Origin of the sequence: Profundibacter sp. (genome assembly GCF_965277155.1) — a bacterium.
Taxonomy (GTDB): domain Bacteria; phylum Pseudomonadota; class Alphaproteobacteria; order Rhodobacterales; family Rhodobacteraceae; genus Profundibacter.
In genome coordinates this window covers 279,207-305,965 of sequence record NZ_CBDIBV010000005.1, presented here as the reverse complement: position 1 = coordinate 305,965, position 26,759 = coordinate 279,207, and the positions used below count along the sequence as shown (strand labels likewise).

Annotated in this window: 28 protein-coding genes and 1 tRNA gene; 15 read left to right on the top strand and 14 right to left on the bottom strand. The window is 56.8% G+C overall.

The window, feature by feature from the left end; translation table 11 throughout:
- Positions 1-17 precede the first annotated feature (17 nt).
- From gcvH to ACQY4M_RS05555, 4 genes are all read left to right on the top strand, one after another.
- Entirely contained in the window at positions 18-377 is a 360-nt protein-coding gene (gcvH, locus tag ACQY4M_RS05570) for a glycine cleavage system protein GcvH (protein WP_428541849.1), read from the top strand.
- 42 nt (positions 378-419) lie between these two features.
- Positions 420-3,260, top strand: a complete 2,841-nt coding sequence (gene gcvP / locus ACQY4M_RS05565) for an aminomethyl-transferring glycine dehydrogenase (RefSeq protein WP_428541846.1) — start codon at positions 420-422, stop codon at positions 3,258-3,260.
- Between the two features lie 33 nt (positions 3,261-3,293).
- On the top strand, positions 3,294-3,842 hold the full coding sequence (gene thpR, locus ACQY4M_RS05560; RefSeq protein WP_428541843.1) for an RNA 2',3'-cyclic phosphodiesterase: 549 nt from the start codon (positions 3,294-3,296) through the stop codon (positions 3,840-3,842).
- A gap of 34 nt (positions 3,843-3,876) precedes the next feature.
- Positions 3,877-3,952 (top strand) — tRNA-Ala (locus ACQY4M_RS05555).
- Positions 3,953-4,065: 113 nt separating this feature from the next.
- Here ACQY4M_RS05555 and ACQY4M_RS05550 read toward each other — a convergent pair.
- The 3 genes from ACQY4M_RS05550 to ACQY4M_RS05540 all read right to left on the bottom strand — a co-directional run bounded on the left by ACQY4M_RS05550 (position 4,066) and on the right by ACQY4M_RS05540 (position 8,310).
- Positions 4,066-4,826, bottom strand: a protein-coding gene (locus ACQY4M_RS05550) for an IS5 family transposase (protein WP_428541840.1) whose coding sequence is annotated in 2 segments (ribosomal slippage) — positions 4,066-4,508 and positions 4,508-4,826 — 762 coding nt in all. Because the reading frame shifts where the segments join, the coding sequence is not laid out codon by codon here.
- A 74-nt stretch (positions 4,827-4,900) separates the two neighbouring features.
- Positions 4,901-6,481, bottom strand: a complete 1,581-nt coding sequence (glpD, locus tag ACQY4M_RS05545; protein WP_428541837.1) for a glycerol-3-phosphate dehydrogenase — start codon at positions 6,479-6,481, stop codon at positions 4,901-4,903.
- Between the two features lie 122 nt (positions 6,482-6,603).
- Positions 6,604-8,310 carry a bifunctional sulfate adenylyltransferase/adenylylsulfate kinase gene (locus tag ACQY4M_RS05540; protein WP_428541834.1) on the bottom strand — a complete coding sequence of 569 codons (1,707 nt, stop codon included), beginning with the start codon at positions 8,308-8,310 and terminating at the stop codon, positions 6,604-6,606.
- A gap of 48 nt (positions 8,311-8,358) precedes the next feature.
- On the opposite strand from ACQY4M_RS05540, the gene ACQY4M_RS05535 reads away from it, so the two are divergent.
- Complete coding sequence (locus tag ACQY4M_RS05535) at positions 8,359-9,015, top strand: IS1595 family transposase (RefSeq protein ID WP_428539609.1); 657 nt, start codon at positions 8,359-8,361, stop codon at positions 9,013-9,015.
- A 217-nt stretch (positions 9,016-9,232) separates the two neighbouring features.
- Here ACQY4M_RS05535 and trxB read toward each other — a convergent pair whose 3' ends face one another.
- Positions 9,233-10,177, bottom strand: coding sequence for a thioredoxin-disulfide reductase (gene trxB / locus ACQY4M_RS05530; RefSeq protein ID WP_428541831.1), 945 nt, complete (start codon positions 10,175-10,177; stop codon positions 9,233-9,235).
- A 197-nt stretch (positions 10,178-10,374) separates the two neighbouring features.
- Between trxB and ACQY4M_RS05525 the strand changes: the two genes are divergently transcribed.
- A complete protein-coding gene (locus tag ACQY4M_RS05525) occupies positions 10,375-10,875 on the top strand; it encodes an Lrp/AsnC family transcriptional regulator (RefSeq protein WP_428541828.1) in 501 nt (166 codons plus the stop codon).
- Positions 10,876-10,945: 70 nt separating this feature from the next.
- Here ACQY4M_RS05525 and ACQY4M_RS05520 read toward each other — a convergent pair whose 3' ends face one another.
- The 4 genes from ACQY4M_RS05520 to lgt form a co-directional block, all read right to left on the bottom strand.
- Entirely contained in the window at positions 10,946-11,095 is a 150-nt protein-coding gene (locus ACQY4M_RS05520; RefSeq protein ID WP_428541825.1) for a hypothetical protein, read from the bottom strand.
- A gap of 283 nt (positions 11,096-11,378) precedes the next feature.
- Positions 11,379-12,137 (bottom strand): peptidoglycan editing factor PgeF, encoded by a 759-nt coding sequence (gene pgeF / locus ACQY4M_RS05515; RefSeq protein ID WP_428541822.1) that lies wholly within the window; start codon positions 12,135-12,137, stop codon positions 11,379-11,381.
- Positions 12,134-13,207, bottom strand: a complete 1,074-nt coding sequence (locus ACQY4M_RS05510; RefSeq protein WP_428541819.1) for a class I SAM-dependent methyltransferase — start codon at positions 13,205-13,207, stop codon at positions 12,134-12,136. Before ACQY4M_RS05510 ends, pgeF begins: the two co-directional genes overlap by 4 nt.
- Positions 13,204-14,088 carry a prolipoprotein diacylglyceryl transferase gene (gene lgt, locus ACQY4M_RS05505; protein WP_428541816.1) on the bottom strand — a complete coding sequence of 295 codons (885 nt, stop codon included), beginning with the start codon at positions 14,086-14,088 and terminating at the stop codon, positions 13,204-13,206. Before lgt ends, ACQY4M_RS05510 begins: the two co-directional genes overlap by 4 nt.
- Before the next feature lie 96 nt (positions 14,089-14,184).
- On the opposite strand from lgt, the gene ACQY4M_RS05500 reads away from it, so the two are divergent.
- Positions 14,185-14,469 carry an accessory factor UbiK family protein gene (locus tag ACQY4M_RS05500; RefSeq protein ID WP_428541813.1) on the top strand — a complete coding sequence of 95 codons (285 nt, stop codon included), beginning with the start codon at positions 14,185-14,187 and terminating at the stop codon, positions 14,467-14,469.
- A gap of 170 nt (positions 14,470-14,639) precedes the next feature.
- On the opposite strand, the gene ACQY4M_RS05495 is transcribed toward ACQY4M_RS05500, so the two are convergent.
- A complete protein-coding gene (locus ACQY4M_RS05495) occupies positions 14,640-15,647 on the bottom strand; it encodes an MBL fold metallo-hydrolase (RefSeq protein WP_428541810.1) in 1,008 nt (335 codons plus the stop codon).
- Between the two features lie 233 nt (positions 15,648-15,880).
- Here ACQY4M_RS05495 and ACQY4M_RS05490 point away from each other — a divergent pair, with 233 nt between their 5' ends.
- The 5 genes from ACQY4M_RS05490 to ACQY4M_RS05470 are packed head-to-tail and all read left to right on the top strand — an operon-like array spanning position 15,881 to position 18,819.
- Positions 15,881-16,384, top strand: coding sequence for a YbjN domain-containing protein (locus ACQY4M_RS05490; protein WP_428541807.1), 504 nt, complete (start codon positions 15,881-15,883; stop codon positions 16,382-16,384).
- 36 nt (positions 16,385-16,420) lie between these two features.
- On the top strand, positions 16,421-17,242 hold the full coding sequence (proC, locus tag ACQY4M_RS05485) for a pyrroline-5-carboxylate reductase (RefSeq protein WP_428541804.1): 822 nt from the start codon (positions 16,421-16,423) through the stop codon (positions 17,240-17,242).
- Positions 17,239-17,580, top strand: coding sequence for a tRNA-binding protein (locus tag ACQY4M_RS05480; RefSeq protein WP_428541801.1), 342 nt, complete (start codon positions 17,239-17,241; stop codon positions 17,578-17,580). The genes proC and ACQY4M_RS05480 overlap by 4 nt, the downstream gene beginning before the upstream one ends.
- Positions 17,580-18,536, top strand: a complete 957-nt coding sequence (locus ACQY4M_RS05475; protein ID WP_428541798.1) for a 2-hydroxyacid dehydrogenase — start codon at positions 17,580-17,582, stop codon at positions 18,534-18,536. The genes ACQY4M_RS05480 and ACQY4M_RS05475 overlap by 1 nt, the downstream gene beginning before the upstream one ends.
- Before the next feature lies 1 nt (position 18,537).
- Positions 18,538-18,819, top strand: coding sequence for a hypothetical protein (locus tag ACQY4M_RS05470; protein WP_428541795.1), 282 nt, complete (start codon positions 18,538-18,540; stop codon positions 18,817-18,819).
- 65 nt (positions 18,820-18,884) lie between these two features.
- Here ACQY4M_RS05470 and ACQY4M_RS05465 read toward each other — a convergent pair whose 3' ends face one another.
- The 4 genes from ACQY4M_RS05465 to ACQY4M_RS05450 all read right to left on the bottom strand — a co-directional run bounded on the left by ACQY4M_RS05465 (position 18,885) and on the right by ACQY4M_RS05450 (position 24,226).
- Positions 18,885-20,921, bottom strand: coding sequence for a TRAP transporter permease (locus ACQY4M_RS05465; RefSeq protein ID WP_428541792.1), 2,037 nt, complete (start codon positions 20,919-20,921; stop codon positions 18,885-18,887).
- Between the two features lie 73 nt (positions 20,922-20,994).
- A complete protein-coding gene (locus tag ACQY4M_RS05460; RefSeq protein WP_428541789.1) occupies positions 20,995-22,005 on the bottom strand; it encodes a TAXI family TRAP transporter solute-binding subunit in 1,011 nt (336 codons plus the stop codon).
- Between the two features lie 155 nt (positions 22,006-22,160).
- Entirely contained in the window at positions 22,161-22,739 is a 579-nt protein-coding gene (locus tag ACQY4M_RS05455; RefSeq protein ID WP_428541786.1) for a thymidine kinase, read from the bottom strand.
- A gap of 443 nt (positions 22,740-23,182) precedes the next feature.
- Complete coding sequence (locus tag ACQY4M_RS05450) at positions 23,183-24,226, bottom strand: IS5 family transposase (RefSeq protein WP_428539221.1); 1,044 nt, start codon at positions 24,224-24,226, stop codon at positions 23,183-23,185.
- Positions 24,227-24,372: 146 nt separating this feature from the next.
- On the opposite strand from ACQY4M_RS05450, the gene ACQY4M_RS05445 reads away from it, so the two are divergent.
- Together ACQY4M_RS05445 and ACQY4M_RS05440 are read left to right on the top strand one after the other, a co-directional pair.
- The gene (locus ACQY4M_RS05445; protein WP_428541783.1) at positions 24,373-24,831 is read left to right on the top strand and encodes a hypothetical protein; all 459 of its coding nucleotides are present in this window, start codon (positions 24,373-24,375) and stop codon (positions 24,829-24,831) included.
- Positions 24,832-24,845: 14 nt separating this feature from the next.
- A complete protein-coding gene (locus tag ACQY4M_RS05440; protein WP_428541780.1) occupies positions 24,846-25,478 on the top strand; it encodes a class I SAM-dependent DNA methyltransferase in 633 nt (210 codons plus the stop codon).
- Between the two features lie 37 nt (positions 25,479-25,515).
- Here ACQY4M_RS05440 and ACQY4M_RS05435 read toward each other — a convergent pair whose 3' ends face one another.
- Positions 25,516-25,722: a YgaP family membrane protein gene (locus ACQY4M_RS05435; protein ID WP_428541777.1), complete on the bottom strand. Its 207-nt coding sequence runs from the start codon at positions 25,720-25,722 to the stop codon at positions 25,516-25,518.
- Positions 25,723-26,088: 366 nt separating this feature from the next.
- Here ACQY4M_RS05435 and rpsD point away from each other — a divergent pair, with 366 nt between their 5' ends.
- A complete protein-coding gene (gene rpsD, locus ACQY4M_RS05430; RefSeq protein WP_118943482.1) occupies positions 26,089-26,709 on the top strand; it encodes a 30S ribosomal protein S4 in 621 nt (206 codons plus the stop codon).
- Positions 26,710-26,759 lie beyond the last annotated feature (50 nt).

The window sequence follows — 26,759 nt, the reverse complement described above, 5'->3', positions numbered from 1 at the left end:
CAACAGGAGAAATGATAATGAAGTATACAGAAGAACACGAATGGCTGCGCGTCGAAGGGGATGTTGTGGTCGTGGGCATCACCGAACACGCCGCCGAACAACTGGGTGACGTGGTGTTTGTCGAACTGCCCGATACCGAAACCGAAGTGGTCAAGGACGACGAAGTTGTGGTGATTGAATCGGTCAAGGCCGCGTCAGACATTCTGGCGCCGATTGACGGCGAAATCGTCGAAGTAAACGAGGCAATAGTGGATGATCCCGGCAAGGTGAACGAGGATCCGCAGGGGGATGCGTGGTTCTTTAAAATGAAAGCCGCCGATCTGTCGCAACTGGACGATATGATGGATGAAGCCGCTTACAAAGCCTTTATCGGGTAACCCGAGCTTTTACATTTGCCGACCCAATTTCGGAGAAGAACCATGCCTTTCACCCCGACCGATTACCTGCCCTATGACTTTGCCAACCGCCGCCATATTGGCCCCTCGCCCGAGGAAATGGCCGAGATGTTGCAGGTACTGGGGGTGGAGACGCTGGACGAGCTGATCGACCAGACCGTGCCAAAATCCATCCGCACCAAAGAGCCGCTGGAATTCGGCAAACCCAAATCCGAGCGCGAATGGCTGTGGTTTGTGCGGCAGGTGGCAAAGAAAAACAAAGTATTCACTACCATGATCGGGCAGGGGTATTACGGGGCGATTACCCCGCCGGCAATCCAGCGCAATATTCTGGAAAATCCGGCGTGGTACACCGCCTATACCCCCTATCAGCCCGAGATTTCGCAGGGGCGTCTTGAGGCGTTGCTGAACTTCCAGACCATGGTTTCCGATCTGACCGGCCTTGAAATTGCCAACGCATCTCTGCTGGACGAAGCCACCGCCGCCGCCGAAGCCATGACCATGGCGCAGCGGGTGGCCAAATCCAAGGCAACGGCATTTTTCGTCGATGAAAACTGTCACCCGCAAAACATCGCGGTGATCAAAACCCGCGCCCAGCCATTGGATATCGAGGTGATCGTGGGCAAGCCTGACGATCTGGATGCCTCGCAGGTGTTTGGCGCGGTGTTCCAATACCCCGGCACCTATGGCCATCTGCGCGATTTCACTGCCGAAATGGACGCACTGCACGAAGCCAAGGCGATTGGCATCGTCATTGCCGACCCGATGGCCCTGACTCTGCTGAAAGAACCCGGCGCGATGGGGGCCGATATTGCTGTTGGATCGACCCAACGGTTCGGGATTCCTTTGGGCTATGGTGGCCCGCACGCCGCCTATATGGCCTGCAAGGACAAGATGAAGCGTTCAATGCCGGGCCGGATTATCGGCGTGTCGATCGACAGCCACGGCAAACCTGCCTACCGATTGTCGCTGCAAACCCGCGAACAGCATATCCGCCGCGAAAAGGCCACGTCGAACGTCTGCACCGCGCAAGCTTTGCTGGCCGTTATGGCTTCGCTTTATGCGGTGTTCCACGGGCCAAAGGGCCTAAAGGCAATTGCCCAACGGATCCACCGTAAAACCGTGCGTATGGTGCGCGGGCTTGAGGATGCGGGTTATGTGATCGAGCCGCAAAATTTCTTTGATACCATCACCGTCGAGGTTGGCCCCCTGCAAGGTGCAATTTTCAAAGCGGCGGCGGACCAGCGGATCAACCTGCGCAAAATTGGCAAGACCAAGCTGGGCATTTCACTGGATGAAACCACCCGTTCGGACACGTTGAAACGGCTGTGGCGGGCGTTCGGGATTGAACGCACGGACGAAGACCTGTCGCCGGAATACCGTATCCCCGAAACATTGTTGCGGACTTCGGATTACCTGACCCATCCAGTGTTCCACATGAACCGCGCTGAAACCGAAATGATGCGTTATATGCGCCGTCTGGCGGACCGTGATCTGGCGCTAGACCGGGCGATGATCCCGCTGGGGTCTTGCACAATGAAGCTGAACGCAGCGGCGGAAATGATGCCGCTGTCATGGCCCGAATTTGCCAACATCCACCCGTTGGCGCCTGTCGATCAGGTGGCGGGCTATACCGAACTGGTCGAGGATCTGTCGGACAAGCTGTGCCTGATCACCGGTTATGACGCGATGTCGATGCAACCCAATTCCGGCGCGCAGGGCGAATATGCCGGTCTGCTGACCATCAACGGCTATCACCGCGCCAATGGCGAAGGACACCGCAATATCTGTCTGATCCCCGTGTCGGCACATGGCACCAATCCGGCGTCGGCGCATATGGCGGGGATGAAGGTGGTCGTGGTGAAATCGGCCGAAAACGGCGATATTGACGTTGAGGATTTCCGCGCCAAGGCCGAAGCGGCGGGCGAAAACCTGGCCGCCTGCATGATCACCTATCCATCGACCCACGGTGTGTTCGAGGAAACCGTGCGCGAGATTTGCGACATCACCCATGAATTTGGCGGGCAGGTCTATATTGACGGGGCGAACCTGAATGCGATGGTCGGTTTGGCCAAACCGGGCGATGTGGGCGGCGATGTCAGCCACCTGAACCTGCATAAAACATTTGCCATCCCGCACGGCGGCGGTGGTCCCGGCATGGGACCGATTGGTGTTAAGGCGCATCTGGCCCCGCATTTACCCGGCCATCCGGTCGGCGGTGAAGGCGCTGTTTCGGGGGCGGATTTCGGCTCGGCCTCGGTTCTGGTGATCAGCTGGGCCTATGTGCTGATGATGGGCGGCGCGGGTCTGACGCAGGCGACAAAGGTTGCCATCCTGAACGCCAACTACATCGCCAAACGTCTGGAAGGCGCGTTTGACGTGCTGTTCAAGGGCAAAGGCGGGCGTGTTGCGCATGAATGTATTCTGGACACCCGCCCGTTTGACGAAAGCGCCCATATCACGGTGGACGATATTGCCAAGCGGTTGATTGATTCCGGTTTTCACGCCCCGACGATGAGCTGGCCGGTGGCGGGCACCCTGATGGTGGAACCGACCGAAAGCGAAACCAAGGCCGAGCTGGACCGCTTTATCAAGGCGATGCTGTCAATCCGCGAGGAGATTGCCGCGGTTGAAAGCGGTGAAATGGACGCTGAAAACAACCCGCTGAAACACGCGCCACATACGGTGAACGATCTGGTGGCCGATTGGGACCGGCCCTATAGCCGTGAACAGGGCTGTTTCCCGCCGGGATCCTTCCGCGTTGACAAATACTGGCCGCCGGTTGGACGGGTCGATAATGTCTATGGCGACCGGCATCTGGTTTGTACCTGCCCGCCGCTGGACAGCTACAGCGACGAGGGCTAGGCAGACGATCTGAAACGATCTATAGCGAGGGCAATGCGTATATTCATTGCCCTCGATTTGCCCGACCCGTTGCTGGATCAACTGACAGCATTGCAGGCGGGGCTGCCCGCCGGTGCGCCTTCAAAGCGCGAAACATTACATCTGACATTGGCTTTTGCGGGGGATCACCCGCAGGAACAGGTTGAAGCCCTGCACGAAGAATTGTCGCTGATAAAGGCGGCTGCGTTTGATGTGCAATTATCGGGGCTGGGGACGTTTGGCAAAAGCAGCCCGACGTTGCTGTATGCGGGTGTTGCGGTAAATCCGGCGCTGGCAGAATTGCAGCGCAAGGTGGTGTCGGCGATCCGGCGCTCTGGCTTGCCTGCACCAAAGGACAAGTATCACCCTCATGTCACCTTGGCGCGGTTTCATCGTGCGGTGGATGCGCGCGAGTTGGCGCATTTGGGGGAATATCTAATGATGCACGAAGGATTTGCCCCGCCAGCATTTTCGGTCGCATCCTTTGTGCTGTTTCAATCCACGCTGCACCCGCAAGGGGCGCGGCATGACGAATTGGCGCGTTATCCGTTGGCCTGGTCTTGACACGACTCGGGCGAGGGTGAATTTTGCCCATCACGGGGCCGTAGCTCAGTTGGGAGAGCGCGTCGTTCGCAATGACGAGGTCGTCGGTTCGATCCCGATCGGCTCCACCAGATTTCAGTTTAGCAGAGGCCCTTGCGGGCCGCTTTATATCTCGGCCCCATGAAGGGGCTTCGGGATGCCTGCGGCGCAGGTATTTTAGGCAAGAAGAAGCTAGGGTCAGGACTCATTGATTGATCCAGAAGATGACGACTGCTGCGATTTGTATGGCAGAGTGGAAAGCATGAGCGCAGCGGTCGAAGCGCATGGCGATGCGTCGCCAGTCCTTGAGTTTGGCGAACATGTTTTCGACCTTGTGACGTTGTTTGTATAAGTTTTTGCAGTAGGTTGCGGGGTGTTTGCGTTTGGCCCTTGGTGGGATGCATGGCGTGATGCCGCGCTCAAGCAGAGCTGCTCGGAAGGCATCGCAGTCATAGCCCTTGTCGCCAAGCATCTCACGGGCGGGCGGCAAATCAGGCAGCAAAGTCGCCGCGCCCTTGTGATCCGATTGCTGGCCCTCGGTCAGCAACAGCCGAACCGGGCGCCCCTCGCCGTCGCAAACCGCATGCAGCTTGGAGTTCAGGCCGCCCTTGGTGCGGCCGATACGCCGGGGAACAGCCCCCCTTTTAGCAGACTGCACGCCGTGCGGTGGGCTTTGAGATGCGTGGCGTCAATCATCAGGCGGTCAGGCGGACCTTCTTCCTCGACCAACGCCGTGAAAATATGGTCGAAAATGCCCATCTTCGACCAGCGTATGAACCTGTTATACAACGTTTTATGCGGTCCGTAGACCACGGGCGCATCCCGCCAGCGCAACCCGTTTCGGATCACGTGAATGATGCCGCTGGTCACTTTCCGATCGTCCACCCGAGGCACGCCATGGGACAAGGGGAAATACGGCTTGATCCGCGCCAACTGTGCCTCGCTGAGCCAAAACTGATCCGACATGCTGCCCTCCCTGTTTTGGAAAGCATTGATTCAGAACACCATCGGAAACGCAAGCAGATTAATAGGTCCTGACCCTAGGCAGAAAGATAATCTGCAAGGGCTTTGGTTTCCTGTTCATTCAGGCGCAGGCCAATTTTGGAGCGGCGCCACAGGATGTCATCGGCTGATTTCGCAAATTCCCGATCCCGCAGCCAGTCAACTTCGCGGGCATAGAGGTTCCAGCCGAAGTGTTGTCCGAGGCTGTTTGGAGAAGAGGCATCTCCCATCATTTCAAACACATCCGTGCCATAGGCGCGCAACAGGCGTTTGGCCCATTTTTCATCCAGAAACGGATAGCGTTTTCGGATGTCGGCCAGTAGATCATCCACGCCATCCACCGGAAAATCACCGCCGGGCAGGGGGACGCCTTCGGTCCATTTGCCGGGCATGTCAGGGAAGAAGGGGGTGAATTTGGCAAGCGAGGTTTCGGCTAGTTTGCGGTAGGTAGTGATCTTGCCGCCAAAGATGTTCAGCAGTGGTGCCACGGGGGAATCGTCAGCCAGTGTGATAACGTAATCACGGGTGGCGGCGGTGGCCGAGGAGGCCCCGTCATCATAAAGCGGGCGCACGCCCGAGTAGGTCCAGACGATCTGATCGGTTGTTACGGGTTGTTTGAAATAGTTCGAGGCAAAGGCACAGAGATATTCCTGCTCCTGTGGGGTGCAAACGGCAGGGTCGTCGGCGTGATCATGTGGTGCGTCTGTTGTGCCGATCAGGGTGAAATCGGTCTCGTAAGGGATGGCGAAAATGATCCGCCCATCCGTGCCCTGAAAGAAATAGGCGCGATCATGGTCAAACAGGCGCGGCACAACGATGTGGCTGCCCCGCACAAGGCGAATGCTTTGACGGGTCTGGTGGTGCAAAGGGCCGGTCAGCAGGTCTTTGACCCACGGGCCACCGGCGTTGATCAGGGCGCGGGCGCTGTGGGTTCGGGTTTCGCCGGTTTGGGTGTTTTCGGTGGTGATCTGCCACAGATCATTCACCCGCTCGGCCTTGATCACCTTGGCGCGGGTCATGATTTGCGCGCCGCGGTTGGCGGCATCGACAGCGTTCAGGGTGACAAGGCGGGAATCCTCGACCCAGCAGTCAGAGTATTCATAAGCCTTGTGGAACTTCGGTTTTAACGGTTTGCCTGCCGGATCTTTGGTCAGGTCCAGCGTGCGGGTGCCGGGCAGGATTTTGCGATGGCCCATGTGATCATACATGAACAGCCCCAGCCGGATCAGCCATGCGGGCCGGCGGCCCTTCATCCACGGCATCACAAAGGACAGCAATTTTGAGGTGGGTGTGTCGTTTTCGAAACGCATGTCCTTGTGATAGGGCAAGACGAAACGCATGGGCCACGAGATATGCGGCATGGCACGCAGCAGAACTTCGCGTTCTTTCAGGGCTTCGCGCACCAGCCGGAATTCGAAATATTCCAGATAGCGCAAGCCGCCGTGAAACAGTTTGGTTGAAGCCGATGAGGTGGCCGAGGCCAGATCGTTCATTTCCGCCAGCGCCACCGACATCCCGCGCCCGGCTGCATCGCGGGCAATGCCGCAACCGTTGATCCCGCCACCAATAATGAACAGGTCATAGGGGGTGGTTTGCGAGGCTGTTTCTGGCGTTGTCATCTGGATTTCCTGACCATTTGCGGGCGGTTACAGAAGGAATGACTAGCACAGGATTGCAGGTGTCACCAGAGCATTGCCCCGGTGACGTTACGCATTGTTGCAAGGAGAATACCCGCCCGCGATCAGCTTTTGATCAGCCCCATGCTTTCGAGTTTCAACAACACCTGATGGGCGCAGTTATCGACCTCGACGTTTTCGGTTTCGACCCGCAATTCAGGACTTTCCGGCACTTCGTAGGGGTCGGAAATACCGGTGAATTCCTTGATCTTGCCTTCGCGGGCCAGTTTGTACAGGCCCTTGCGGTCGCGGCGTTCGCATTCTTCGATGCTGGTGGCAACGTGAACTTCGATGAAGGCGCCGAATTGTTCGACATCTTCACGCACGGCGCGACGGGTAGCGGTGTATGGGGCGATCGGGGCGCATATGGCGATGCCGCCGTTTTTGGTAATTTCAGAGGCGACATAGCCAATCCGGCGGATGTTCAGATCGCGGTGTTCTTTCGAGAAACCCAGTTCGGACGACAGGTTTTTACGCACCACATCACCATCCAGCAGCGTCACAGGGCGGCCGCCCATTTCCATCAGTTTCACCATCAACGCGTTTGCAATGGTGGATTTGCCTGAACCGGAAAAGCCGGTGAAAAACACGGTAAAGCCCTGTTTGTGGCGGGCGGGTTTGGTTTTGCGCAGTTCCTCGACCACGGCCGGGAAGGAAAACCATTCCGGTATTTCCAGCCCTTCGGACAGGCGGCGGCGCAGTTCCGTACCGGAAATGTTCAGGATGGTGACGTCACCCTTGATTTCGTCGGCGGGTTCGTATTGGGCGCGTTCCTGCACATAGACCATATGTTTGAACGGCACCATTTCGATGCCCATTTCGTCCTGATGGGCGCGGAACAGTTCCTGCGCGTCATAGGGGCCGTAGAAATCCTCGCCCGCCGAGTTTTTGCCGGGGCCCGCGTGGTCGCGGCCAACGATGAAATGGGTACAGCCGTGATTTTTACGGATCAGGCCGTGCCACACTGCTTCGCGGGGGCCAGCCATGCGCATGGCAAGGTTCAGCAGGCTCATCGTGGTGGTGGATTGCTGATACTGGTCCAGCACTGCCTCGTAACAGCGCACGCGGGTGAAATGGTCGATGTCGCCCGGTTTGGTCATGCCGACGATCGGGTGGATCAGCAGGTTGGCCTGTGCTTCGCGTGCGGCGCGGAAGGTTAGTTCCTGATGGGCACGGTGCAACGGGTTGCGGGTTTGGAATGCCACCACTTTACGCCAGCCCAGCTTGCGGAAATAGGCGCGCAATTCGTTGGGAGTATCGCGGCGGGCTTTGAAATCGTAATGAACGGGGGGCTGGATGCCAGTAACGGGGCCGCCCAGATAGATTTTGCCAGCGGTGTTATGCAGATAATTCACAGCGGGGTGGGCGGTATCATCGGCGCCGAAAACCTTTTCGGCCTCAACCGATTTGTTGGGTTCCCATTTGTCGGTTACCGACATGATCGCCAGAATAACACCTTCCTGATCACGCAGGGCAATGTCCTGCCCTTCTTTAATCACTTCAGCGAATTTTTCGTCCACATCCAGTGTGATCGGCATCGGCCATAGGGTGCCACCGGCCAGACGCATGTTTTCAACAACGCCCTCATAGTCATCCTTGCCCAAAAACCCCTTGAGCGGGTTGAAACCGCCGTTCATCAGCAATTCGATATCGCAGATCTGGCGCGGGGTCAGATCCCAGGATGGCAGATCACCGGCCTCGACCTTTAGTTTCTGCGCGCTTTCATAGGAAACATATAACTCGGGGATGGGGGCGAGGATGGACATGGACATATAAAGGGGCTGACCCAGATAACCTAAAAAGAGGTTATGATGGGAAGCATGAGAAAGAGTCGCCTGAGCCACTACAAGCAAGACCGTCTTACGGAGCATTTTGTTTCGGGATCGACAGCACGAACAGCAGCCAGTTTGTGTGGTGTAAACCGCAAGACCGCAGCGTTTTATTTTCTACGCCTGCGCGAGATAATCGCCTATGAGCTGGAGGCGGAAAGCCAAGCTATGTTCGGCGGAGAAATAGAAGTGGACGAAAGCTACTTTGGCGGCAAACGCAAAGGTAAACGCGGGCGTGGTGCGGCAGGTAAAATTCCCGTTTTTGGTATATTAAAAAGGGGTGGGAAGGTTTACACCAAGATCATCCCGGACGCCAAATCCGCCACTCTGATCCCGATCATAGAGCGCAAAGTCGTGCCGGATTCCATCGTCTATTCCGATTGTTGGCGCGGTTATAATGTGCTGGATGTGTCAGACTTCCACCACTTTCGCATCAACCATTCCAAGCTCTTTGCAGACCGTCACAACCACATCAATGGCATCGAGAATTTCTGGAACCAAGCCAAGCGCCACATGCGCCGATTTAACGGTGTCCCCAAGGCCCAATTTGGGCTATATTTGAAGGAATGCGAGTGGCGTTTCAACAACAGTGACCCTTCAGCTCAGTTATTGCAGCTAAGACAATGGGTTAAGCGTTACTTGAAGTAGTTATCTGGGTCAGCCCCCATATAAATTACTCTCGATCTGTTACTGGGTCGCTACGGCAGGAAGGTTTTCGCGCAAATAGCGCCGGATTGTGACCAAATACAAGCAAAGGCTTGAAAGATTCATGAAATCGGGCAAAAAAGTTTCGATTTTGTTGCGGGGCAGAACATTATTCCCCTTCCCGCTGAATCTGCGGGAAGGGTTTGTTCGGCGATGGTTGTCAGTCTTCCTGTTCGGCTAGAAAATGCTCGGCCTCAAGCGCGGCCATGCAGCCCATACCGGCCGATGTGACCGCCTGACGGAATTTGTAATCGGTCAGGTCACCCGCCGCGAATACACCGGGGACCGAGGTGGCCGTGCTGTCGGGTTTGGTCACAACATAGCCGCCCATGTGGGTTTCCAGCGTGTCCTTGACCAACTCGTTGGCAGGCGCATGGCCGATGGCGATGAACACGCCTTTGGCCGGAATCTCGGTGATCTCGCCGGTTTTGACGTTTTTGGCGCGTACGCCGGTGACGCCTTTGGGGTCTTCGTCGCCTACGACCTCGACCAGCTCGTTATCCCACAGCGGCACGATCTTTTCGTTTTTCATCAGTCGGTTGATCAGGATCTTTTCTGCCCGCAATTCGTCGCGGCGATGGATCAGGGTCACTTTGCTGGCAAAGTTGGTCAGGAACAGCGCCTCTTCCACGGCAGTGTTGCCACCGCCAACCACGACAATTTCCATGCCGCGATAAAAGAAGCCGTCACAGGTGGCGCAGGCGGAAACGCCAAAGCCCTTGAATTCATCTTCGGATGGCAGGCCAAGCCATTTGGCGCGTGCGCCGGTAGCCAGAATGACGGCATCCGCAGTGTAGGTGGTGCCGCTATCACCCTTAGCGGTGAAGGGGCGTTTGCCTAGGTCCAGATCGGTGATGATGTCGGCAATGATCTCGGTGCCCATTGCGGCCGCGTGTTCCTGCATTTTCATCATCAGGTCGGGCCCCTGGACCTCGGTGAAACCGGGGAAGTTTTCAACATCCGTGGTGGTGGTCAACTGCCCGCCCGGTTCGATCCCTTGCACCAGAATAGGTTCCAGCATGGCGCGGCTGGCATAGATTCCGGCGGTGTATCCGGCAGGGCCGGAGCCGATGATCAGAACTTTGGTATGGCGTGTCTCGGACATGATTGCCCCCTTGTAAAAACTGTGGTTGGGCCAGATATAGGCGCAGGCGGCAGGCAGGAAAACCCCCCGTGACACCCATCGCGAGCAAATGACGCGGGAATTGCCGGTTTGGCAAGAAAATTACGCTTTTGTGAAATATTGTTGCGCCTGAATGTTAGCGCGCATACAATCCGCGAAAATACCGATAGAGGAATATGATGGCAAATTCGAAACTGGATCCGATTGACCGGATGATTTTGGCCGAACTTCAGGCCGACGGGCGGATGACCAATGTGGAATTGGCCAAGCGGGTCGGCATTTCGGCTCCGCCCTGCCTGCGCCGTGTGCGCACGCTTGAAGAAAACGGATTTATTCGCGGCTATCATGCTGACGTGGACGCCCGCCAACTGGGGTTCGAAGTGCAGGTATTCGCGATGGTCGGTTTGCAAAGCCAGGCCGAGGTGGACCTGTCAGCATTCGAGGCCAAATGTCAGGACTGGCCACTGGTGCGCGAGTGTCACATGCTGAATGGCGAGGTGGATTTTATCCTGAAATGTGTGGCCCCCGATTTATCCACCTTCCAGCGGTTTCTGACCGAAGATCTGACATCGGCGGATAATGTGGCCAGTGTGAAAACATCGCTGGTGATCCGTTGTGCCAAGGATCTGCCGGGTGTGCCGTTTGAAGTGCTGGAAAAGCGCCTGAACAAATCCGCCTGAACGAACGGGCAAGACAAACAAAAAGGCCACCCGCAATGGGTGGCCGTTTTTGTTCTCGACAGGTTTTGCCTTATGCGTTGGCAGATTTAGGCGACATGGATTGCATGGCCCGTTTGGCGATCCATTCGGCGCGGCGTGCGCCGCGGGCCCAAGGCAGGGCGATTTCGTTCTTGGCTGTTTCGGCGATAATGTTGCCAATCAGGCTTTTCTGCTTTTTCATGTCGCACACTTTCAATTGTTAATCTCTTGATCTTTGGCTCTTTGGTGAACCGTTATTGATAATATGAACGGGTATTGGGGCAGCAGAATGGCTGATTGCAGGAAATATCGGGTATGGCTCGAAATTTAGCAGTTTTATTTTATACCTGCATCAAATCCTAAAAATCCTGTAAATACTAAGGGTTAAATGTCGGGAGTGCACCTGCCATATATTGAAAACCATAGATTTGGGCCAAAATTTGGCGAAAACTGCCATGTTTACGGCAGATTATGAAAAAATGGGGCTAGATGCGGATTACCGAAATCAGGCGGCCATAGTCGGCCTCTTTTTGATGTACGCTGCGGCGATAGGAATAGAAACGATCTGCATCCGAGTATGTGCAATAGCGGGTCCATTCGGCATCGCCAATCCCCGCTTCGCGCAGGCGGTGCAGGGCAAAAAGGGGCAGATCGAATTGCACGCGATCCTCATTGCCACCGGCGAAGAAACGGGAATAATCGGGGTTATGGTCCATAAAGGTATCCATGAATTCCGGCCCGACTTCGTAAGCGGCCTGACTGATGCAAGGGCCAATCACTGCCACTGTATTGCTGCGGTCGGCTCCCAAGGCCTCCATTGCATCTAGCGTGTTCTCCAGCACACCACCCAAGGCCCCCTTCCATCCGGCATGGGCCGCCCCGACAACACCTGCATCGGTATCGGCAAACAGCACGGGCGCGCAATCGGCGGTCAGGATACCCAGCGCCAGTCCGGGGGTTGCGGTAACCATCGCGTCGGCCTTGGGGCGCTGCCCATGCGGGGCTTTGGTCAGGGCTAATACTTCGGCGGAATGATACTGGAATACCGTGGCCAGATCGTCCGGTGCAATCTCCATCGCCTCGGCCACGCGGGTGCGGTTCAGGGTGACGGCTTCGGTCTGGTCGGTCGAGCCAAAGCCGCAGTTCAGCCCCTGATAGATACCGCTGGACGCACCGCCGCGGCGGGTAAAAAACCCGTGGCGGGTATCGGACAGGCTGTCGGCGGTCAGGATTTCAAGGGTCATGCGCTGAATCCGGCTGGAGGTGTATGCCCATTGGGGTATAGGGCGATTGCCTTGAACAGCGTCCCCATTTCTGTGGGGTCGGTCAAGCGTTTCAACGCGCTCATGTGGGTTTCAAGCTGTTCACCGCTTAACCCTTGCGCCAGAACCTCGGCGCGCTGGGCAATGCCAAGGCGGGCCAGCAATTCGCCCTGCGGGATCAGTTTGCTGACTGGGGTGTGTGAAACGGCGGCCACGGCAAGGGCCTCGAAATCAACATGCGCGGTGATGTCGGCCTCGCCGGGGTGGGCAAGAACGCTGTCGAATGCGTGGCCGCGCAGGGCTTGCAATGTGTCGCCCAAGGACCGCCAGTCGCCATAGTCGATGAATATTGCAGCCCCGCCGAAACGGGCAATCTGTTTGGCAATGTCTTCTGAAATGGCGCCGGCCGCTGCACAGACCTCGACCAGATCGCCTTCGCGGCAATCCTTGACGCGGTGGGTCAGGGCAGGGACATCGGCAGCATCGCCCGCGCCGAACACCAATGCGTCCTCCTTGACCCCGACACGGCGTTCGCGCCAGCCGGCCTCGCCTGCAAAGATAAACTGGCGGATCGGCAAGGCGTCAAAGAATTCATTGGCCAGCAGGTAAAGCGGGCCATCGGGAATATTGCCGCTGGTTTGCACCCAGTTCACGTCATAGCCGTCCAGTGTTTCGCGCTGGATATCGGTCAGGGCGGGGGAGGCCTCGACCAGAGTGATATTGGCCGCCGTGTGAAAGCCGGACACGCCTTGGGTGGCGCGCAGAACATCGGCCATCAAGGTGCCGCGACCCGGGCCAAGTTCGGCCAGCACGAATTCCTTGGGCGATCCCTGTTCCAGCCAGGATTGTGCCAGACACAGGCCCAGCAGTTCGCCGAACATCTGGCTGATTTCCGGTGCCGTGGTGAAATCGCCATCCGCGCCGAACGGATCGCGGGTGGTGTAATAGCCGTGTTTCGGGTGCAGCAGACATTCGGCCATATAATCGGCAATGCTGATAGGGCCGGTGTTGGTGATGCGGTCAATCAGGATTTTTGCCAGTGGCGTCGTCATGTGCGTTTCCTTGCATAAAGGATGAATATCAGGCCAATGGCGATCATGGGCAGGGACAATTGCTGGCCCTTGGTCAGGCCGAAATCGCCAAACTGCATGACATAGCCCATCGGGTTGGTGGCGGTGATGAATTGTGCATCAGCCTGCCGGAAGAATTCAACGACAAATCGCGATACACCGTAACCGGCGATGAACAGACCCATCAACTGGCCCGGCTTTTTCAGCCAGTCGCGACGCCATGCAAGGAACAGCACCAATGCGCCAAGGATCAGCCCTTCCATTGTGGCCTCGTACAGTTGTGAGGGATGGCGGGCGCAGGCACCGATCACACCGGGGCAATCTTGCGCGGCGCGCCCGGGGAAAATAACGGCCCAAGGCAGGGTTGAGGGGCGGCCCCATAATTCGGCGCTGTTGAAATTGGCCAGACGGCCCAAAAATAGACCGATCGGGGCCGCCATTGCCATCAGATCACCAAAGGACAGCATTTTGATACCGTGTTTTTTGCAGAAAATCAGACCGGCAATCACCACGCCCAGAAATCCGCCATGGAACGACATGCCGCCATTCCACACTTGCAGAATTTCGGCAGGGTTTTGCAGGTAATAGGCGGGCTGGTAAAACAGCACAAAACCAAGGCGACCGCCAAGGATGATGCCAAGGATCGCCCAAGTCAGGAATGCTTCGAGCAATTCCGGTGTGGTGGGCGGAGTTTCATCGCGCCACAGGTGCGGCGCACGCACGGCGCGCAACACGATGCGATAGCCGATGATGATGCCGACGATATAGGCCAGCGCATACCAGCGCAGGGCAAAATCGAAACCGCCGATGTCGATGGAAAAGATTTCATTGCCGATGCCGGGGAAGGGGATGACGAATTGCATGTTTGTTTCCTGCCTGTTGTTTTATGGCGAAGTCAACCTTGTGATTTGCCGATTGTCACCTCATATATGCGTTAACAGTAAAATTTGGAGACCTCCATGCAAACTCGTAACAAAGTACTTGATGATATTTCCCATCTGTTCACCAACGCTATGGGGGTGGCGCAGGGGGCCAAAGACGAAGTCAATACAGCGATGAAAAGCTGGGTTGACCGCTGGATGGCCGAGCATGATTTCGTATCGCGTGACGAGTTCGACGCGGTGCGGGCGATGGCGCAGAAAGCGCGCGAGGAAAACGAAGCGCTAAAGGCACGGCTGGATGCGCTGGAGGCCAAGGCGACCCCTAAAAAGAAAAAGCCTGCGGCCCGCACGAAAAAGGCCTGATCCGGCGGAGTGGGCTGACGCCCACGCTCTAATATTGGCAAAACCCCCTCTGGTCCCCCTGAAGGGGGAGGCGATAGCGGATGGGGCTGTTTATCAATTTGGTCGTGTGGTGGATGGTTCGGGGGCGGATGCCTCCGGCGGGGATATTTGGGCCATTTGGAAGGATCAGGCTAGACCGATTGCCACCAGCGATTTGTGGATGTGGTTTGGCCCAGTGTGACGCGTTCACCGATTTGCGGGGTGAGCAGGGGGATTTTTTCCCGATCGGCCAGTTCGGTGATCCGGTCCAGTGGCTCCTTCCATGGATGAAACGCCAGTTTGAAGGTGGAATTATGGATCGGCATCAGGGTTTTGCCGCGCAGGTCCTTGTGGGCCTGAAAGCTCTGGTCCGGGGTCATATGCACATAGGGCCACAACGCGCTGTAGGCGCCGGTTTCCATCAGGGTGATATCAAAGCCGCCGAAATGTTCGCCAATTTGCCTGAACCCGTCGAAATAACCTGAATCCGAGCCAAAGAAGATTTGTCTGCCGTTGTGTTGCAGCACGAAAGACGCCCAAAGGGATTTGTTGTTATCAAACAGCCCGCGCCCCGAGAAATGCTGCGACGGGGTGGCGGTCAGGGTGGTGTCGCCGTGGCTGTGTGATTGCCACCAGCCCAGTTCGGTGATGCGGGTTTCCGCAACGCCCCAGCGTTTCAGGTATTTACCTGTGCCACGGGTGGTGATGAAATGTTCAACCTTGCCGCTCAACTGTTTGATCGCGGATTTGTCCAGGTGGTCATAGTGGTTGTGCGAGACAATGACACCTTTGATATCGGGCAGATCGGCGATGGAAATCGGTGTGTTGTGAAACCGTTTTGGTCCGGCAAACTGGCTGGGCGAAACGCGGTTGGAAAAGACCGGATCGGTCAGCCAGTAATCCGCCCCCAGTTTTAGCAGCACGGTGGAATGGCCCATTCGGTAAAGGTGGATTTCGTCATTCTGGCGCTGCGCCTCGAGATTGCACCGATTCATTGCGACAATCGGGATATTGCCATCGGGCACAGCATTCGGGGTGCGTTTGAACAGGAATTGCCTGATCTGCGCCGCGCGACCCATCGGATTGCGCAGTTGGGCAAAAGGCGGGGCGTTGTGATAGCTGCCGTTTTTATGGATTTCGGTATCGTTTTTGGGGGGCATTGGGCGCTTTCGGGTTCAAGTTGGTTCTGAACAGATGTGGGGTGGTCGGGCGGCTTTCAACATGTACAACCAGAAATAATCTGGGGATAACCCGAAGAAAAATCTTTACAGGGTCGCCCCTATGCATCACCATATCTAGTAAGAACAGGCGGTAACATCCACCGGTTCTGGTATCGAGGCCTAATTGTTGTGGGCTGCCACCCGCAGGAATTTAAGCAGTAGAGGTCAGGCACATGTCGCTATCCGAGCAGTTTCTGGATGCAGATGATCTGCATCCGATCGATATCGTCGAAACGCTGGCTGAACACCATGCATGGGATTTTGACCGCGTGGCCGATGACCAGATCGCTATGGCGGTCGAGGGGCAGTGGCGCACCTATTCCATCACGCTGGCGTGGTCGGTTGCGGACGAGGCCCTGCGCCTGATCTGCACCTTTGAAATGGAGCCACCCGATGAAAAACTGCCACGGCTTTACGAGGCCTTGAACGCGGTGAATGACCGTTGCTGGTCGGGGGCGTTCACTTATTGGCAGGAACAGCGACTGATGGTGTATCGTTACGGGCTGGTGCTTTCGGGCGGGCAGATGGCAGGGGCCGAGCAGATTTCGACCCTGATCAATGCCGCTGTGTTGTCGGCCGAACGGTTCTATCCGGCGTTCCAGCTGGTCGTCTGGGGCGACCAATCGGTTGAAGATGCGATGCAGGTTGCCATTGCAGAGGCTTACGGTCGGGCCTAACCTGTTTTCCAAACTTGGATAACAGGGACGAACCTAATGGATATGAATGACGTAAAGAATCGCGGGCTGGTGATGCTGGGCTGCGGCAAGATGGGATCGGCCATGTTGCAGGGCTGGCTGGGGCAAGGGCTGCCTGCTGCATCAACCTGGGTTCTGGATCCGCACCCAAACGGCTGGGTTCAGGGGCTGGCGGGGGAAGGGCTGCATCTGAACACGGATCTGCCTGATGATCCGGCGATTGTTCTGATAGCCGTCAAGCCGCAGATGATGGAGGAGGCCCTGCCGGTGCTGACCCCGCTGGGCAATGGCAAGACGCAGTTCATGTCGGTGGCTGCCGGCAAATCACTGGCGTTTTATGAACAGGCGCTGGGCGATAAAACCCCGGTCATTCGTGCCATGCCGAATACTCCGGCGGCCATTTCACGCGGGATCACGGCGCTGGTTGGCAACGGCAATACTGGCGATGCGGAACTGGCGCTGGCGGAATCGCTGTTGCAGGCCGTGGGGCAGACCGTGCGGCTGGAGAACGAGGCGCAGATTGATGCGGTGACGGGGGTTTCCGGTTCCGGCCCCGCTTATGTGTTCCTGATGATCGAGGCACTGGCAGCGGCCGGTGTGGAACAGGGATTGCCCGCAGATATGGCGATGCAACTGGCCAAGGCGACGGTTTCGGGCGCGGGACAACTGGCCGAAACGGCGGAGGAGGACCCGGCGCAATTGCGGGTGAATGTGACCAGCCCGCAGGGTACCACAGCCGCCGCGCTGGAGGTTCTGATGGACCCCGAGACCGGATTGACCCCTTTGATGAAACGCGCTGTGTCGGCGTCAACCGACCGTTCAAAGGAGTTGTCGAAATGAGCAATGAGTTAAGTTTTGACGATTTCCTAAAGGTGGATATCCGGGTCGGCACGGTGCTGCGGGCCGAACCCTATCCCGAGGCGCGCAAACCGGCGATCAAGCTGTGGGTGGATTTTGGCGGCGAGATTGGCGAGCGCAAGACCTCGGCACAGATCACCGACCATTACACGCCACAAACCCTTATCGGGCGGCAGGTGGTGGCGGTGGTGAATTTCCCGCCGCGCCAGATCGGTAAATTCATGTCCGAGGTTCTGGTTCTGGGTGTGCCGGATGCTGATGGCGCGATTGTGCTTTTGGCACCGGATCAGGTGGTGCCAAATGGCGGAAGGATGCACTGATGAAACGTTTGCTGGTATCCCGCGCATTGCCTGATTCCGTGATGCAGGTTTTGCAGGCAGAGTATGACGTGACCCTGCGCCCCACTACGCAGCCGATGAGCGAGGATGAAGCAGCGGCTGCCCTGATGGGTTATGACGCGGTGTTGCCCACGCTGGGGGACGGGTTTACGGCAGATGCAATTGGGCGGGTTGATGAACCGCGCTGCAAGATACTGGCGAATTTCGGGGTGGGGTATAACCACATTGATGTGGGGGCGGCCACAGCCAAGGGCATCACCGTGACCAACACACCGGGGGCCGTGACCGATGCTACCGCTGACATTGCCATGACACTGATCCTGATGGCTGCGCGGCGGGCGGGCGAAGGGGAACGGCTGGTGCGCTCGGGGCAATGGACGGGCTGGCATCCGGTGCAGATGCTGGGGATGCATATTGGCGGTAAAACCGTCGGGATTATCGGCATGGGCCGGATTGGCAAGGCGATTGCAAAACGTTGCCATGACGGGTTCGGGATGAAGGTGGTGTTTCATAACCGCTCGAAAGTGGCGGATGCGGGGGTGCCTGCGGAACAGTTGGGATCTTTGGCCGATGTGATGGCCACGGCGGATGTGGTTGTTCTGGCCGTGCCGGGCAGCCCCGAAACGCATCACCTGATTGACGCGGCTGCGCTAAAGGCGATGCAGCCGCACGCCTATCTGGTCAACATCTCGCGCGGGGATGTGATTGACGAAGCGGCCCTGATTGCCACCTTGCAGGAACGGCGGATAGCCGGTGCGGGGCTGGATGTATACGAGCAGGAACCGCATGTGCCCGACGGACTGAAGACGCTTGAGAACGTGGTGCTGTTGCCACATCTGGGCACCAATGCCGAAGAGGTGCGCGCGAATATGGGGATGATGGTGGTTGAAAACCTGCGGGAATTTTTCGCAGGAAGCGAACCATCAAACAAGGTTTAGTATGTCACATTTGAAATTCGATATGTCGTCAAAAATAACAACCCTATGGCTGGCCGGCTTTTTCGGCTTTAGCAATGCGCTGCCCAAATATCTATTGGGGCACGGCACGGATAGTATGTTGAATTACTTTTTGTTGGGCGGGGTTGGTGGAACGTTGATGGTATTGGCGGTTATGTGGATCATTTTGGCGATACTTGGAAAATGGTATCTGCATATTACAGCTAGTAATTGGGCGCTGTTGCTGATCGGATGCTTTGGTATTCTTCGGGCCGCTTTGTTGTAGGCAAGCCATTCTTTGCGGAAATTTGACAACGGCGCAGCAGGTTTCCCCGCTGCGCCATTATTGTTTTAGGCCATTGCCAGCGTATTGCGGCGCTTGATTTGCAGCAGGAAGATTGGCAATAGCAGCACAAGGCCAACGCCCATTGTCACCAGACCCGGCGCGATGAACAGGAAGGAGGTTAGGGCAATCCACCAGCGCTCAAGCTTGGTCAGCGGGGCGATGAAATAGCCCGCAAAGGCGGTGCCCATGCTGCCGATCCCCAATATTGCACCAACCAATGTGACAAAGAAGGCCTGCCATGTGAATCCGTCCGCCACCATCAACAAAGACGGTGAATAAACGAACACGAATGGCACCAGTGCCTTGGCAATCCCCAGCCGGAACGCGGTGTTCCCTGTCTTGAACGGGTTTGACCCTGCAATCCCTGCCGCCGCATAGGCGGCCAATGCCACAGGCGGGGTAATATCCGCCAGAACCCCGTAGTAGAACACAAAGAAATGCGACACCAACGGTTGCACTTGCAAAACCGCCAGCGCGGGGGCTGCAACGGCCACAAGGATGATATAGGTCGCCGTGGTCGGGATGCCGGCCCCCATGATGATGCAGGAAAATGCGATCAGGACCAGCGACACAAACAGCGCCCATTGCCCGACTTCGAAATAACTGAACGGGTAGATCGTGCTAACGCTTTGGCCGATATCCGTGGCGGTTTGCACCACAACATAGCCCAGACGAAAACCGACCCCTGTCAGGGTGACGACCCCAACGATGATGCCAACGCAGGCTGCGGCGGCCCCGACGGCTAGGGTATTCTTGGCCCCTGCGGCCAGCGTGTTCCATAGATCCATGATTGTCAGGCGGTTGACCGGATTAAGAACGCCGACAACCACGCAGGCAATGATACCGTAAACTGCGGCAAAATCCGGCGTGCGGCCGGACATGATCAGATAAACCAGAATGCCCAGCGGGATGATTGACAGCCAGTGCTGTTTCAGCACGATGCCCATTTTCGGAAGCTCTTCTGCCTTTAGACCGCGCAGGCCCAGTTTTTTGGCCTCAAGGTGAACCATAGTGAAGATGCCGAAATAGTGCAGCAAGGCAGGAAACAATGCGGCCGCCAGAACATCGCGTAGCGGGATTTCAAGGTATTCCACCATGATAAACGCCGCTGCCCCCAGAATCGGCGGGGTGATCTGGCCACCGGTCGAGGACGTGGCCTCGACAGCGCCGGCGAAATGGGCGGGGTAGCCGACCTTTTTCATCGCCGGAATAGTCAGCGCGCCGGTGGTTACGGTGTTGGCAATGGATGATCCTGATATGGTGCCCATAAAGGCGGACGAGAAGATCGCCACCTTGGCAGGGCCGCCGGAATAGCGACCGGCGATCACCATCGCGATGTCAATGAACAACTGTCCAAGTCCGATCCGCGTGGCCAGCACGCCGAACAGGATGAACAGAAACACATATTGCGCCATCACGCCGATTGCGACGCCATAGATGCCTTGATTGGTCATATACAGGTGGTTGATCAGACCCAGCCAGCTGGTGCCACCATGTTTCAGCGCGCCGGGCGCATAGGGGCCAAAGACGGCGAAGGCAATAAAAATCAGGGCAATGATTGGCAGGGTCGGGCCAACAGAGCGGCGTGCGGCCTCCAGCACCAGAACCAGCAGGGCGGTGCCCATAAAGATATCCCCTTGCGAGGGGTTGCCAACCCGTTCCGACACCACCTCTGGCGGCAGCAACGGCAGGTATAGCGATGCTCCGACGGCCAGAACGGACAGGATGATATCAAGGATTGTCACCCCGCCAATCCGGTACCATGCGGGCGCGGCAAGTTTGTTTGCACCTGATTTACGCCATGAAAACAGCAGAAAAACCAGCCCCAGTACAAAAGACAGGTGAATCCCGCGATGCAATAATTCACGCACCAGACCAAAGCCTGCGGCATAGAAATGATAAACCGACATCGCCACCAGCGCGGTGGTGATGAACATGGCAAGGCCTTTGCCGGTTTGGCGGAAGGCCATTTCGGGATCATATTCCCGTTCGATTGCGGCAAGCTGTTCGGGTGTTAGCTCGGGCATGTTATCAGAGGACATTATTCGGCTCCGGCATATGTAAAAAGCCCGGACACAATGCTGCGCCCGGGCCGGTATTTTGGTTAAAGCAGGCTTATTTGATCAGCCCGGCTTCTTTGTAGAAACGCTCGGCGCCCGGGTGCAGCGGAATGCCGATCCCGTCCAGAGCGGTTTCCAGCGTGATGGTTTTACCTTTGGCATGGCCCACATCCAGCAGCTTGCGGGTTTTGTCGTTCCACAGCGCTTTGGTGATCTGGTAAATCAGTTCATCATCTTCCTTGGCGCTGGTCAGCCATTGGGCGCCAACAGCCACGGTGGTAACCGCGTCAACGTCTTTGTAAGTGCCAGCCGGAATATCGCTGCTGGCAAAAAAGCCGTATTTGTCAGTCAGGGTCTTGGCGGCTGCGCCGTCAATCGGGACCAGCTTGACCGGTACGGCCGAGGCCAGTTCAACCAGTGAACCTGTCGGGTAGCCGGCAACAACAAAGAAGGCGTCGATTTTGCCGTTACGCAGCGCTTCCGATGCAGCGCCACCCTTCAGGGCTTCGGCTTGAACGTCGTCGGCGCTCAGGCCGGCAGATTCCAGGATAAGGTTTGCATCCACATAGGTGCCCGAACCCGGCTCATCCAGAGAAACACGCTTGCCTTTCAGATCGGCAACCGAGTTGATGCCGCTGTCTTTCAGCGCAACCAGATGGATGTGCTCAGGGAACAGGGCTGCGATGGCACGCAGGTCTTCTGCGGGCGGTTTGCCTTCGCGTGTGCCGGTGCCGGTATAGGCCCAGTATGCCACGTCGGATTGTGCGAACCCACTGTTGCGCAGGCCGGAAATGATTGCGTTGATATTATCAACCGAACCGCGCGACGAAACTGCCGATGCAATCAGACCGTCCACACCACAGCTGCCGCCTTCTTCGCAGGGGCGTGATCCGGGGGGCTTGGAAATCGCGTTGGCGATAACGCCGCCAACCGGATAATATGTATAGGCGGTGCCGCCTGTGCCGATGGTAAAGAATTTCAAATCTTGTGCAGCGGCCATTGTGGCAGCCCCCGCAACAAGTGCCGCACCCAAAAGGGCGGCTTTGATGCCTTTGGTAAATTTCATGTCTCTCTCCCGTAGATAGTTTCGTGGTTTTGTCCGCGTATTTCACAAGGTCAGGTCAGGAATAGGTTGTTAAGTTTGCCCCTGTGGTTTTTCGTTCCAGATTTGCAGTAAAGCGACCTTTGGGCCAGTTGCCAAGGGGCAACTGTCGGAAATTGCTAATTTCCTGTCGCTTCCCGCCAGTGTTTGCGGCACAGCGACAAATAACTTTCGTTGCCGCCGATCTGCACCTGGTCGCCGTCGGTGATCACATTTCCATCCCCGTCCATGCGCACAACCATCGTTGCCTTCTTGCCGCAATGGCAGATCGTGCGGGCCTCGCGCATCTCGTCGGCCAAGGCCAGCAAGGCGGCAGAGCCGGGGAACAGCTCGCCCTGAAAATCGACACGCAGGCCGTAACACATCACCGGAACATTCAAATCATCCACTGCACGGGCCAGTTGCCAGACTTGTTCTTTGGTCAGGAATTGTGCTTCGTCGATAAAGACGCAGGCGCAAGGGCCTTGTTCCTGCCGCGCCTTGATCTTGGCAAACAGATCTTCGCCTGTCTCGAATGTATCGGCCTCGTCATCAATACCGATTCGCGAAGCGATCTTTGCCTCACCGGCCCGATTGTCCAAACGGGCCGTAATAAGATAGGTCTGCATTCCGCGTTCGCGATAGTTGTATGAGGCCTGTAGCAAAATCGTAGATTTGCCGGCATTCATCGTCGAGAAATGGAAATATAGTTTAGCCATGAACGCAGTTTTGCCGTAACCGCAATAAATGTGCAAGACGGGTTTGTTTCACAGTGTTTCTGAAAGGGAAAGCTGTTGAAAAAGTCGGCAAAAAGCCAATGTATAAAGGTGTTCAGGGAAATAAGAGGTCTGGAACTGGCTCACGCCTGGGGATGAACCGGACCTCTGCACCTGTACAAACAGAAAAGGGTTTTCGCGTCGCTGCCGGATTGCTCCGGCTCTGCCACTCCCACACAACAGAAACACGAAGACCCCACCCAATACCGACGCCGGGTACGCCAGTCACTCACTGCAATCCCAAAACGCGGGACTGGATTTCTATATGACAAACCTGTTCGAAAAGACCTCTGCATGAGGCCATGGCTTTCGGTTGAAGCAAGATATCGGCCGCCCACCTTGCGCCCCTGCGGGTCCGGCGGACAGACGGGTGGCGGGGTTTGGGGCTATGCGATTGCGGGGGTTTGCGGGTTGAGGGTGATCCTGTTTGCGGCCTTGAGCAGGTTTTGCGCGATGGCGGCCATGACCATCTGGGCATGCACCCTGGCGCGCCCGAAATATCTCGCCCGCTGCAGGCCGAAGAGGCGTTTCATCGTGCCGAAAGTCTGCTCGATGCGGAAGCGGCGTTTCGAAATCAGCCGGTTGAAGCGTTTCTCCGATTGCCGCAGGGGGCGGCCGCGCGCTGCCTTGCGCAGGATGCCGTCGCGGTATTTGCCGCGCAGCATCTGGCGGTTGGCCTTGCTCGCATAGGCCTTGTCGGCCAGCACCCGCTGCGCCTTTGCGCCCGCGATCATGGTGGCGAATTCGGGGCTTTCGGCGGCATTGGCGGGCGTGGTGTGCACCTTGTCGATAAAGCCCTCTTCGTCGCAGCGGGCAAAGCCCTTGTAGCCGAGCGTGCTCTTGCGGCCCTTCTTGACCCAGCGGGCATCAGGGTCGGCGCTGAAATGCAGCTGTGCCCCGTCGGGTGAGACCTCGGGCGGATCATCCGGCGTCCCTTCCCTTGCCCCGTCCTCTGCCCGGTCCTGCGGGGCGTCGATATGGGTGCGCGGGCGCGCCGCCGCCGCGATCAGGGTCGCATCAATGATCGCCGCCTCAGCCTCTTTCAGCTTCAGCCCATGCGCCTCGATCTGGCGGCAGACCTCGGCCAGCAGCTCATCGTAAACGCCACCCCGGACCAGCGCATTGCGGAACCGGCAGTGGGTCGTCTCATCCGGCACCGACGCGTGCAGATCGAGCCCGCAGAACAGCATGAAATCCAGCCGCACCTTCAAGGCCCGCTCCAGCTTCGGGTCGCTCAGCCCGTGCCACTGGCCAACCAGAAGACACTTGAACAGAACCAGCGGATCATAGCCCTGAGGCCCGATCCCCGAGCGCCCCAGACCGCGCCGCAGGATCGGCAAAAACGAGTTCCAATCCATCAGCGCGTCGATCTTCGACAGAACGTCATCCGCGCCGATCCGTGCCGCCGCTTCGTGCAGGAAAAGGTCCATCTATTCACCCCAGAGATTTCCCGGCTAGCTTACCAAAACGGCCAACCCGGGGGAATCCCGATGTTATGCAGAGGTCTTTCGAAATGATTAATGGGAAAAGAAAAGGGCATTTCCCCCTAAATTGGGAATCCTGTAAGGAGTCTTAAATGGTTGATGTGAAGAAGTACCTAAAGAAGCACACCGAAGCCTTGGTCAAAGATGTAGGTATCGAAAATGCCTGCCGGATGACGGGCAAGTCAAAGGCGACGCTTGGGCGGTACTATTCCGATGCTGTTGAACACGCTGATCGCTTTATGCCGCTTGATGCCGCTGCTGCGCTCGAGCAGGAAGCCGGTTATCCGCATGTTACTTCGGCATTGGCGGATCTGGCAGGTGTTACAATTTCCTTCCATGTGGAAAAACGAAACATGCCGGAAGGTGGCGGGGTAAATGCGGATGTGGTCGCCCTGTCGCAACGGTTTGCCATGTTGATGACGGAATACGGTCAGGCCATCGAGGATGGCGTGATTACCATTAACGAGGCCAAGCGCTTGTTGCGCGAAACGCTGGCGCTACAGCATGTGCTAATGGATATGAAGCTGCATCTGGAGGATGATGCGGTATAGGGTATCGGGGAAGTATGGCAGATTCAAAACCGGATCGTGATGCAGCCTATGCGCTGAAAACGCCCGAGGATTCGATCGAGTTGTATCGGGAGTGGGCGAAAACCTATGATCAGGATTTTGCCAAAGCCAATGATTACCGCAACCCGCAACTGATTGCCGAACTGTTCGTAAAACGGTGCGACAGGGATACGCCTGTTCTGGATGTGGGGGCAGGTACGGGGCTGGTAGGTCAGGCACTTACCGCGCATGGATTAGCCCCCGTAGATGCGTTGGACATTTCACCTGATATGCTGGCCGTTGCGCAGTCCAAAGGATGTTATCGTAATACCATTCATGCGGATTTAACCGGACAGGTTGGAATCGCGGACACGGTCTATGGGGGGGTGATATCGGTTGGCACCTTTACCCACGGCCATGTCGGACCGGAGGCGATAGACGAATTGTTACGGGTTGCCCGATCAGGGGCATTGTTCGCTTTGGGAATTAATGCCGAGTTTTACGAAGCTGACGGGTTCGCTGAAAAATTCGAAACTTTGAAAAACAGGATTGACGGTTTTGAGATTGTCGAGACCTACGGGTATGGCAAACAAGCCGAGGCCGCGTTGCAACAAACACGATCATCTGTGGCGCTGTTTCGCAAGCGCTAGCGGCGCACCCCGATAACAGGGGGTGCGCCAGCAATCATTAGCAGCAGCTGCCTTCGGAAGGTTTGAAACCCAGTTTCTGGAAAATCTTGCCAGCTGGGCAAAAGCCGGTGAAAGCAGATTGAAACAGGTTTGCCCCGACAAAGATTGTCAGCCACATAAAGCCCGGGTGAACATAGTTTGTCAGGATCACGGACAGGATGACCATAAAGCCGGCAAAGGCCAGCACAGCGCGTTCAGAAGTCATATTTCATTCCTTTCGGTTGAGCAGGCACATAGGTGCCGGTGAAGAACATATTCGTATTTAGGAATATGTTGTGCCATATGCAAGCCTTTATTGGCATATTCGGGGGGTGTTGCATAGAAATCTGGCAGATTCGGGTGCGACAAATCCGAAGCGTCATTATCGGCACTGATATTCGCCAATCGTTGTTGACTCTGGCGTGTCCGCCCCCTAAAAGCGCCAGGTTCCCAGCCCTCACCGGCTGGGGCATTCATTTGGTGTTGGTGGCCCTTGCAAAAGGATGCCTGTCGCCCGAACCTGTTTTTAGGGGAGGGAAAGGACAACGCCCTTCCCGCGCTTATGGCGCACACAGACCGAAGGAGATCAGCCGTGACCAAACGCACAGCTGCCAAGCACAAACTAGATCGCCGCATGGGCGAAAACATTTGGGGCCGCCCCAAATCCCCCGTTAACCGTCGCGAATATGGCCCCGGCCAGCACGGTCAGCGCCGTAAGCAGAAACTGTCGGATTTCGGCATCCAGCTGCGCGCCAAGCAAAAGCTGAAGGGGTACTACGGCGACCTGACCGAAAAACAGTTCCGCCGCATCTATGGTGAAGCCGAGCGTGTAAAAGGCGATACAGGTGAAAACCTGATCGGTCTGCTTGAGCGTCGTCTGGACGCCGTAGTTTACCGCGCCAAATTCGTGGCAACCGTATTTGCTGCCCGCCAGTTCGTAAACCACGGCCACGTCCGTGTGAACGGCAAGAAAGTGAACATCCCGTCCTACCGCGTTAAAGAAGGCGACGTGATCGAAGTGCGGGATCGCTCGAAACAGATGGCTGTTCTGCTTGAGGCCACTCAACTGGCCGAACGCGATGTGCCGGAATACATCGAAGTGGACCACTCGAAAATGACCGCGACGTTCCTGCGCACACCGACATTGGGCGATGTGCCTTATCCTGTGATGATGGAGCCGAACCTGGTGGTGGAATTCTACGCCAAGAACTAATCTTGGCCGAAATAACCGAATTTACAAAAGGGCTGTGCGGTTTGCGCGGC

Bases quoted from the DNA above. Each gene is read 5' to 3' on its own strand.
- ACQY4M_RS05475 (WP_428541798.1), top strand. From the start codon at position 17,580: ATGAAACGTTTGCTGGTATCCCGCGCATTGCCTGATTCCGTGATGCAG.
- ACQY4M_RS05445 (WP_428541783.1), top strand. From the start codon at position 24,373: ATGGTTGATGTGAAGAAGTACCTAAAGAAGCACACCGAAGCCTTGGTC.
- thpR (WP_428541843.1), top strand. From the start codon at position 3,294: ATGCGTATATTCATTGCCCTCGATTTGCCCGACCCGTTGCTGGATCAA.
- ACQY4M_RS05500 (WP_428541813.1), top strand. From the start codon at position 14,185: ATGCAAACTCGTAACAAAGTACTTGATGATATTTCCCATCTGTTCACC.
- ACQY4M_RS05520 (WP_428541825.1), bottom strand. From the start codon at position 11,095: ATGAAAAAGCAGAAAAGCCTGATTGGCAACATTATCGCCGAAACAGCC.
- ACQY4M_RS05540 (WP_428541834.1), bottom strand. From the start codon at position 8,310: ATGTCCATGTCCATCCTCGCCCCCATCCCCGAGTTATATGTTTCCTAT.
- ACQY4M_RS05440 (WP_428541780.1), top strand. From the start codon at position 24,846: ATGGCAGATTCAAAACCGGATCGTGATGCAGCCTATGCGCTGAAAACG.
- ACQY4M_RS05495 (WP_428541810.1), bottom strand. From the start codon at position 15,647: ATGCCCCCCAAAAACGATACCGAAATCCATAAAAACGGCAGCTATCAC.
- ACQY4M_RS05460 (WP_428541789.1), bottom strand. From the start codon at position 22,005: ATGAAATTTACCAAAGGCATCAAAGCCGCCCTTTTGGGTGCGGCACTT.
- ACQY4M_RS05525 (WP_428541828.1), top strand. From the start codon at position 10,375: ATGGCAAATTCGAAACTGGATCCGATTGACCGGATGATTTTGGCCGAA.
- ACQY4M_RS05455 (WP_428541786.1), bottom strand. From the start codon at position 22,739: ATGGCTAAACTATATTTCCATTTCTCGACGATGAATGCCGGCAAATCT.
- ACQY4M_RS05470 (WP_428541795.1), top strand. From the start codon at position 18,538: ATGTCACATTTGAAATTCGATATGTCGTCAAAAATAACAACCCTATGG.
- pgeF (WP_428541822.1), bottom strand. From the start codon at position 12,137: ATGACCCTTGAAATCCTGACCGCCGACAGCCTGTCCGATACCCGCCAC.
- ACQY4M_RS05480 (WP_428541801.1), top strand. From the start codon at position 17,239: ATGAGCAATGAGTTAAGTTTTGACGATTTCCTAAAGGTGGATATCCGG.
- proC (WP_428541804.1), top strand. From the start codon at position 16,421: ATGGATATGAATGACGTAAAGAATCGCGGGCTGGTGATGCTGGGCTGC.
- glpD (WP_428541837.1), bottom strand. From the start codon at position 6,481: ATGACAACGCCAGAAACAGCCTCGCAAACCACCCCCTATGACCTGTTC.
- ACQY4M_RS05535 (WP_428539609.1), top strand. From the start codon at position 8,359: ATGAGAAAGAGTCGCCTGAGCCACTACAAGCAAGACCGTCTTACGGAG.
- lgt (WP_428541816.1), bottom strand. From the start codon at position 14,088: ATGCAATTCGTCATCCCCTTCCCCGGCATCGGCAATGAAATCTTTTCC.
- ACQY4M_RS05450 (WP_428539221.1), bottom strand. From the start codon at position 24,226: ATGGACCTTTTCCTGCACGAAGCGGCGGCACGGATCGGCGCGGATGAC.
- gcvH (WP_428541849.1), top strand. From the start codon at position 18: ATGAAGTATACAGAAGAACACGAATGGCTGCGCGTCGAAGGGGATGTT.
- gcvP (WP_428541846.1), top strand. From the start codon at position 420: ATGCCTTTCACCCCGACCGATTACCTGCCCTATGACTTTGCCAACCGC.
- ACQY4M_RS05510 (WP_428541819.1), bottom strand. From the start codon at position 13,207: ATGACGACGCCACTGGCAAAAATCCTGATTGACCGCATCACCAACACC.
- ACQY4M_RS05465 (WP_428541792.1), bottom strand. From the start codon at position 20,921: ATGTCCTCTGATAACATGCCCGAGCTAACACCCGAACAGCTTGCCGCA.
- ACQY4M_RS05490 (WP_428541807.1), top strand. From the start codon at position 15,881: ATGTCGCTATCCGAGCAGTTTCTGGATGCAGATGATCTGCATCCGATC.
- ACQY4M_RS05435 (WP_428541777.1), bottom strand. From the start codon at position 25,722: ATGACTTCTGAACGCGCTGTGCTGGCCTTTGCCGGCTTTATGGTCATC.
- trxB (WP_428541831.1), bottom strand. From the start codon at position 10,177: ATGTCCGAGACACGCCATACCAAAGTTCTGATCATCGGCTCCGGCCCT.